This is a genomic window from Streptomyces sp. CBMA291, assembly GCF_014596525.1.
In the GTDB taxonomy this organism is placed as follows: domain Bacteria; phylum Actinomycetota; class Actinomycetes; order Streptomycetales; family Streptomycetaceae; genus Streptomyces.
The window spans coordinates 20,140-27,541 of sequence record NZ_MSJP01000066.1; the positions used below are offsets into that span (position 1 = coordinate 20,140).

At 71.5% G+C, this 7,402-nt stretch carries 4 protein-coding genes; 1 reads left to right on the forward strand and 3 read right to left on the reverse strand.

Annotated features, from left to right (window positions below):
• Positions 1 to 41: 41 nt before the first annotated feature.
• The 3 genes from pflA to nirB all read right to left on the reverse strand — a co-directional run bounded on the left by pflA (position 42) and on the right by nirB (position 6,204).
• The gene (gene pflA / locus BU197_RS16790; protein ID WP_188269115.1) at positions 42 to 842 is read right to left on the reverse strand and encodes a pyruvate formate-lyase-activating protein; all 801 of its coding nucleotides are present in this window, start codon (positions 840 to 842) and stop codon (positions 42 to 44) included.
• 113 nt (positions 843 to 955) lie between these two features.
• Positions 956 to 3,235, reverse strand: a complete 2,280-nt coding sequence (pflB, locus tag BU197_RS16795; protein WP_317452085.1) for a formate C-acetyltransferase — start codon at positions 3,233 to 3,235, stop codon at positions 956 to 958.
• Between the two features lie 77 nt (positions 3,236 to 3,312).
• Positions 3,313 to 6,204, reverse strand: a complete 2,892-nt coding sequence (nirB, locus tag BU197_RS16800) for a nitrite reductase large subunit NirB (RefSeq protein WP_188269117.1) — start codon at positions 6,202 to 6,204, stop codon at positions 3,313 to 3,315.
• A gap of 686 nt (positions 6,205 to 6,890) precedes the next feature.
• Here nirB and BU197_RS16805 point away from each other — a divergent pair.
• Positions 6,891 to 7,402: CbiX/SirB N-terminal domain-containing protein (locus tag BU197_RS16805; RefSeq protein WP_317453392.1), on the forward strand; the 512-nt coding region annotated here is incomplete at its 3' end.

Genomic DNA, 7,402 nt, shown 5'->3' on the forward strand with positions numbered 1-7,402 from the left:
GCGGGTGGCTGACCGGACCGACGGATCCCCGCCCGCTGTCCTCAGACCGCGTTCAGCCCGTGTGCGCGGAAGACCTCGCGGACCTCGGCGACCCGCTCGGGGGTCGGGGAGGGCGTGTCGTGCAGGGTGAACGGCTTGGCGAGTGCTTGCCACTTCGCTTCGCCGAGCTTGTGGAAGGGCAGGATGTCCACGCGGGTGACGTTGCCGAGACCTCCGGCGAAGGCGGCGACTCCCTCGACGTTGGCGGGGTCGTCGGTGAGTCCGGGGACCAGTACGAAGCGGACGTGGACCTCCTGGCCGAGGTCGGCGAGCCGCCTTGCGAAGTCCAGGGTGGGCCCGATGGGCCGGCCGGTGACCTTCTTGTAGGTGTCGGGGTCCCAGGACTTGATGTCGAGCAGTACCAGGTCGGTGTCGCGCAGCAGGGCGTCGGTGGCCCGGACGCCGAGGAAGCCCGAGGTGTCGAGCGCGGTGTGCAGACCGAGTTCGTGCTTCATGCGGTGGAGGAGTTCCCCGGTGAAGACGGGCTGGAGGAGGGGTTCGCCGCCGGAGAGGGTGGCGCCGCCGCCGGAGGCGGAGATGAAGCGGACGTACTTGCTCGCCTCGGCGATCACGTCGTCGGCGGAGGTCCGCTTGCCGTTGCGCATTTTCCAGGTGTCGGGGTTGTGGCAGTAGAGGCAGGTGAGGGGGCAGCCGGAGAGAAAGGTGACGAAGCGGGTGCCTGGGCCGTCCACGCCGGTGGAGAGGTCCCAGGAGTGCACCGAGCCTTCGGAGGGCCGGTGGGTGGCCGCCGCGGCCGGGGTGGCGGGCAGCGCCGGGACGTCGGATCCGAGGAGTACGGCCATGGCAGGGCCTCCGGAAGGGAGTGGTGCGGGGTCTGGGGTCGGGGGATACGCGCGGCTCCGGGGCCCGGGTGAGGGTCGGGGGATCGGACCCCGGGGCCGCGCGGGTCAGTGGCTCAGAGCGAGCCGTGGAAGGTGCGGTTCAGGACGTCGAGCTGCTGCTCACGGGTGAGGCGGACGAAGTTGACCGCGTATCCGGAGACCCGGATGGTGAGCTGCGGGTAGTTCTCGGGGTGCTCCATGGCGTCCATGAGCACATCGCGGTTGAGGACGTTGACGTTCATGTGGAAGCCGTCGCTGGCCATGTAGCCGTCGAGGACGCCCGCAAGGTTCCTGATCCGCTCCTCGGGAGTGCGGCCCAGACCGTCGGGGGTGACGGTGTTGGTCAGCGAGATGCCGTCCTCGGCGTCCTCGTACGGGAGCTTGGCGACCGACAGGGCCGAGGCCACGTAGCCGTGGGTGTCGCGGCCGTTCATCGGGTTGGCGCCCGGGGAGAAGGGCTCTCCGGCGCGGCGCCCGTCGGGGGTGTTGCCGGTCTTCTTGCCGTAGACGACGTTGGAGGTGATCGTCAGGACGGACTGGGTGTGCTCGGCCTCGCGGTAGGTGGGGTGCTTGCGGACCTTCCGCATGAACTCCTCCACGAGCCAGACCGCGATCTCGTCGACACGCTCGTCGTTGTTGCCGTACGCCGGGTAGTCGCCCTCGACGACGTAGTCGGTGGCGAGGCCGGTCTCGTCGCGGACCGGGGTCACCTTGGCGTACTTCACGGCGGCGAGGGAGTCGGCGGCGACCGAGAGTCCCGCGATGCCACAGGCCATGGTGCGGCGCACGTCACGGTCGTGGAGCGCCATCTCAAGCCGCTCGTAGGCGTACTTGTCGTGCATGTAGTGGATGACGTTCAGGGCGTGGACGTAGACGCTCGCGAGCCATTCCATCTGCTCGTCGAACTTGGCCATGACCTCGTCGTAGTCGAGGACGTCTGAGGTCAGGGCGCCGGTGGCGGGGCCGACCTGGGCGCCGGACTTCTCGTCGCGACCGCCGTTGATCGCGTAGAGGAGGGTCTTGGCGAGGTTGACGCGGGCGCCGAAGAACTGCATCTGCTTGCCGACGGGCATCGCGGAGACACAGCAGGCGATGGCGGTGTCGTCGCCGAAGCGGGGGCGCATCAGCTCGTCCGACTCGTACTGGACGGAGGAGGTGTCGATGGAGACCTTGGCGCAGAACTCCTTGAAGCCCTGCGGAAGCCGCGGCGACCAGAAGACGGTCATGTTCGGCTCGGGGGCCGGGCCGAGGTTGTAGAGGGTCTGGAGGTAACGGAAGGAGGTCTTGGTGACGAGGGGGCGGCCGTCCTCGCCCATGCCGCCGATGGACTCGGTGACCCAGGTGGGGTCGCCGGAGAACAACTCGTCGTACTCGGGGGTGCGCAGGAAGCGGACGATGCGGAGCTTGATGATGAAGTCGTCGACGAGTTCCTGGGCCTGCTCCTCGGTGAGGAGACCGGCTTCGAGGTCGCGCTGGAGGTAGACGTCGACGAAGGTGGAGGTGCGGCCGAGGGACATCGCGGCGCCGTTCTGCTCCTTCACGGCGGCGAGGTAGGCGAAGTAGAGCCACTGGATGGCCTCGCGGCCGGTGGTGGCGGGGCCGGAGATGTCGTGGCCGTAGGAGGCGGCCATCGTCTTGAGTTCGCCGAGGGCGCGGATCTGCTCGGAGAGTTCCTCGCGGAGCCGGATGGTCTCTTCCAGGGTGCGGTTTCCGGCGGGGAGGGCTTCGATCTCCGCCTTCTCCTCCTTCTTCACCTGGACGAGGCGGTCGACGCCGTAGAGGGCGACCCGGCGGTAGTCGCCGATGATGCGGCCGCGGCCGTAGGCGTCGGGGAGTCCGGTGACGATGCCGGCCTTGCGGGCGGCGCGGATCTCGGGGGTGTACGCGTCGAAGACTCCGGCGTTGTGGGTCTTGCGGTACTCGGTGAAGACCGTCTCCAGCTCTTCGGAGACGGGGTAGCCGTAGGTCTCCAGGGCGTTGGCGACCATGCGCCAGCCGCCGTAGGGCATGATCGCGCGCTTGAGCGGGGCGTCGGTCTGGAGGCCGACGATGAGGTCCTTGTCGCGGTCGATCCAGCCGGGGGCGTGGGCGGTGATCGTGGAGGGGATGTCGTACGAGACGTCGTAGACGCCCTTGGCTCGTTCCTCGGGGAACTTGTCCGTGATCGCCTTCCACACGGCGGTGGTCCGCTCGGTGGGGCCGGCGAGGAAGCCGTCGTCGCCCTCGTACGGTGTGTAGTTCTGCTGGATGAAGTCGCGGACGTCGATGGCGTCCCGCCAGAGTCCGCCCTTGAAGCCCTTCCAGGCCCGCTCGTTCACCGTTGCCTCAGCAGGGGTCGCAGTCACTGCCCGCACCGCCTTCTTCGCTTCGTCGATCGCGTCGTTGCCCCTCCATTGGACTCCTTTTGATCGATCATTTCGGTCGGCAATGGTCATGACCCGGTGGCCTTAGGTCCCGGTCCGGAATCGCGGAAGGACCCGGTCCGAACGGGCCCTTCCGCCGCGTCCGCCCGGGTCCGGGCGGCCTCGGGCGCGAGGACCGGGAGGGCGGTGTCCGGGTCGTCGAGGCAGAGGCCGGTCCGCAGGTCGAATTCCTGCTTGAGCAGGGGCGACGCCACCACCGGCACCCCGTTCCTGCTGCCCATGATCCCGTCGGCGATGACGTCGGCGCCGGAGAACGGGTCCCGGTTGCCGACCGCGTACACCGTGCCGTCGTCGCCCCGGAACAGGGCCGCCTCGGTGCCGTCGGCGAGGACCGCGGCCCGGCCCCGGCCCGGCTCCAGGAACTCCACCCCGGCCACGTGCGGCTCGAAGCGGGCCAGTGCCTCCGGGTCGTCGAGGACGGCCCGCCACTCGTCGCGGTAGGCGGCGACATGCCGTTCCATCTGCGCTTCCAGCTCGGCGGCGATCCCCAGCGAGTCCTCGATCAGGACCTCCCTGAGATGCGCGGTGCCGCCGCCGATCCGTTCCAGCCAGGCCGAGGTGCGCTCCAGGCGTTCCCCGGTCCGCAGGTAGTACATGAGGAAGCGGTCGATCAGGGCGAACAGCTCGGCCGCCGAGAGGTCGGAGGCGAGGAGGTCGGCGTGGCGGGGTGTGGTGCCGCCGTTGCCGCAGACGTACAGGTTCCAGCCACCGGCGGTGGCGATCACGCCGATGTCCTTGCCCCGGGCCTCCGCGCACTCGCGCAGACAGCCGGAGACCCCGCCCTTGATCTTGTGCGGGGCGCGCAGGCCCCGGTAGCGCAGTTCCAGGTCGATCGCGAGCCGGACCGCGTCGCCCTGGCCGAAGCGGCAGAAGCGGGAGCCGACGCAGGACTTGACCGTGCGCAGCGACTTTCCGTAGGCCTGTCCGGACTCGAAGCCGACGGCGATCAACTTGCGCCAGATGGTGGGGAGTTCTTCTTTCCTCGCGCCGAAGAGGTCGATCCGCTGGCCGCCGGTGATCTTGCTGTAGAGGTGGTGGTCGCGGGCGACCTCGCCGAGGGCGATGAGCTGTTCGGGGGTGATCTCGCCGCCGGGGACGCGGGGGACGACCGAATAGGTGCCGTCCTTCTGGATGTTGGCGAGGAAGAGGTCGTTGGAGTCCTGGAGGGCGGCCTGTTCGCCGTCGAGGATGTGCCGGAGGCCGAGTTCGGGGGCGAGGGTGCCGAGGACGTTGGCGACGACGGGCTTGCAGACGGCGCAGCCGAAGGCGGCGGACCCTCCGGACCCGCCTTCCGCCCCGGCCCCGCCTTCCGCCCCTTGTCGCCCGGTCGCCCCGTATCGTTCCGCCAACTCGCTGAAGGAGCGGATGCGTTCGGTGCGGATCAGTTCGTAGATCTCCGGGCGGGTCAGGTCGGGGAAGTGTTCGCACAGGCCCGTACGGCGGGCCACCCCGGCCGCGTCGAGGACGGCCTGGAGGGTATCGACGCAGCCGCCGCAGCCCGTGCCCGCCTTGGTGTGGCGCTTGATCCCGCCGACGTCGGTCAGGTGGTGCCCGGCGATCGCCCCGGCCACCGCGCCCTTGGTCACGTTGTGGCAGGAGCAGACGACGGCGTCGTCGGGGAGGGCTTCGACGCCCGGCGGCCGTGCCCCGGCGGTGCCCGGCGGGAGCAGGAACGCCTCGGGCGGTCCGGGGAGCCGCCGTCCGGCGTGCGGCTGGAGCGAGGCGTACGCGTCGGCGTCGCCGACCAGGATGCCGCCGAGGAGCCGCCCGTCGGGCCCGAGCAGCAGTTTCTTGTAGACGCCCTCGCGTCCGTCGGAGAAGACGATCTCGGTGGCCTGGACGCCTTCGGCGAACGGGTCGCCGAAGGAGGCGACGTCCGCGCCGAGCAGCTTCAGCCTGGTGGAGGTGTCGGCGCCGGTGAAGACGGTGGCGCCGTCGCCCGCGAGCCGGTCGGCGACCGCCTCCGCCATCCGGTAGCCGGGCCCGACCAGGCCGTAGACCCGTCCGTCGGCGGTCTGCGCGCACTCCCCGATCGCGTACACGTAGGGGTCGCTGGTCCGGCAGTGCTCGTCGACGGCCACTCCCCCGCGGTCCCCGACGGCGAGTCCCGCCTCCCGGGCGAGCCGGTCGCGTGGGCGCACCCCGGCGGAGAAGACGACGACGTCGGCGGGGAGCCGTTCGCCGTTCGAGAGGCGCAGTCCGCTCGCCTTGCCGTCGGTGTCGGTCTCGACCTCGGCGGCGCCGACGCCCGTGTGCACGGTGACGCCCATGGCCTCGATGGTGCCGCGCAGGGCCGCCGCGCCGCCGTCGTCGACCTGGAGCGGCATGAGGCGGGGGGCGAACTCGACGATGTGGGTGGCGAGTCCGAGGGTGCGGAGCGCTCCGGTGGCTTCCAGGCCGAGGAGTCCGCCGCCGATGACGACGCCGGTGCGGGCCCGTTCGGCGTAGGCGGTGAGGGTGTCGACGTCGTAGAGGGTGCGGTAGGTGAAGCAGCCGGGCGCGTCGGCGCCGGGGATCGGCGGGACGAAGGGGTACGAGCCGGTGGCGAGGACCAGGGCGTCGTAGCCGACGACCGCGCCGGAGAGCGTGGTGACCGTGCGGGCGGTGGTGTCGATGTGCTCGGCGGGGTCGCCGAGGCGCAGGTCGATGCCGTGCCCGGCGAGGAACTCGGGGGTGGAGAGGCCGAGTTGGTTGGGGTCGGTGCCGGTGAAGACGGAGGAGAGGTGGACCCGGTCGTAGGCGGGGACGTCCTCCTCGGCGAGGACGGTCACGTGCCAGCCGGGGCCGTCGGGGGTGGCCGGGTCGGCGAGCGCGTCGCGCTCGGCGAGTGCTTCCAGGAGCCGGTGTCCGACCATGCCGTGGCCGATGAGGACGAGGGTCTGGGTCCGCTGCGCGGCCATGGCGGTCTCCGTGGGGGTCGCGTACGAGTGCCGGGGGTGCGTTCCGGGACTTCCCCTTCGACCGTAGGGGTGCGGGGCATCCCTGTCGGGGGCGTGAAAGACCCTGACGACAGGGACTTGTGGCCCTGGGGGGAGGGCCGAACGGCGAGGGCGCGGCGCGGGTGTACGGGCTTAGCGTGAGCGGTGGGGCCGGTGGCGACGCACGACACCGTCGCTCGGCCTCCCGGACGGTCCGTACGGGGCTGTCGTACGGCCTTTGGACGGGCCCGTACGACGACGCCGTGCGGTCGTACGGCCTCCGGACGGGCTTGCTCGAATCCCATCGCACGGCCCCCGGAAGGCCTGCACGGCGCCGTCGTACGGCCTTTGGACGGGCCCGTACGACGGCGTGGTGCGACCCGGAGGGGCGGGGTGGCCCCTTACGGGACCGGGAGGCCGACGCTTCCCCCGTAGGGCTGGGGAGCTCGTACGGGGGCCGGCGGGGCCCTGACGGGGCTGGCGGGCCCCACGTGGAGTCCATGGGTCCCCTACGGGTCCGGGTTCCCTGACGGGGGTGGCGGCCCCCTGGGGGCCTGGCGACCCGTAGGGGCCTGTGGGTGCCCTTACGGGGTGAGCCGATGACGGGGTAGTGGTTTCTTCGACGGGGTGACGCTTCCCCCGTCCACCCGGCACCCCTGGAGGCAGGAATGACACGGAGCCTGGTCCTCGCCGCGCACGGCAGCGCCCTGCCCGAGACGGCTGACGCGGTCGATGGAACCGGTGCGGGCGATGGAGCCGGTGCAGTCGGTGCGGGCGGTGGGGGCTGTGCGGCCGGTTTGGTCGGTGCGGCCGGTTTGGTCGGTGCGGGTGATGGCGGTGCTGCCGCCGACGGGGTGGACGGGGTCGGTGCCGTCGAGCGGCTCGCCCGAGCGGTCCGGGCGCTGACGGGCGCGCCGGTCTCGGTCGGGTACCTCGATCACCGGGCGCCGTCCCTTCCCGAGGCGCTCGCGGAGCGGCCCGGCTCGGTCGTGGTCCCGTTGCTGCTCGGCGACGGCTATCACCGGACGGTCGACATCCCCGCCGTGGCGCGCGCCTTCGACTGCGCGGTCGTCCCCGGGCTCGCCGGGGAGCGGGCGGTCGCCCTCGCCCTGTACGACCGGCTGCGGGCCGCCGAGCGGGCCGCGGGCGGCGCGGCGGACGCCGTCGTGGTCGCCGGTGC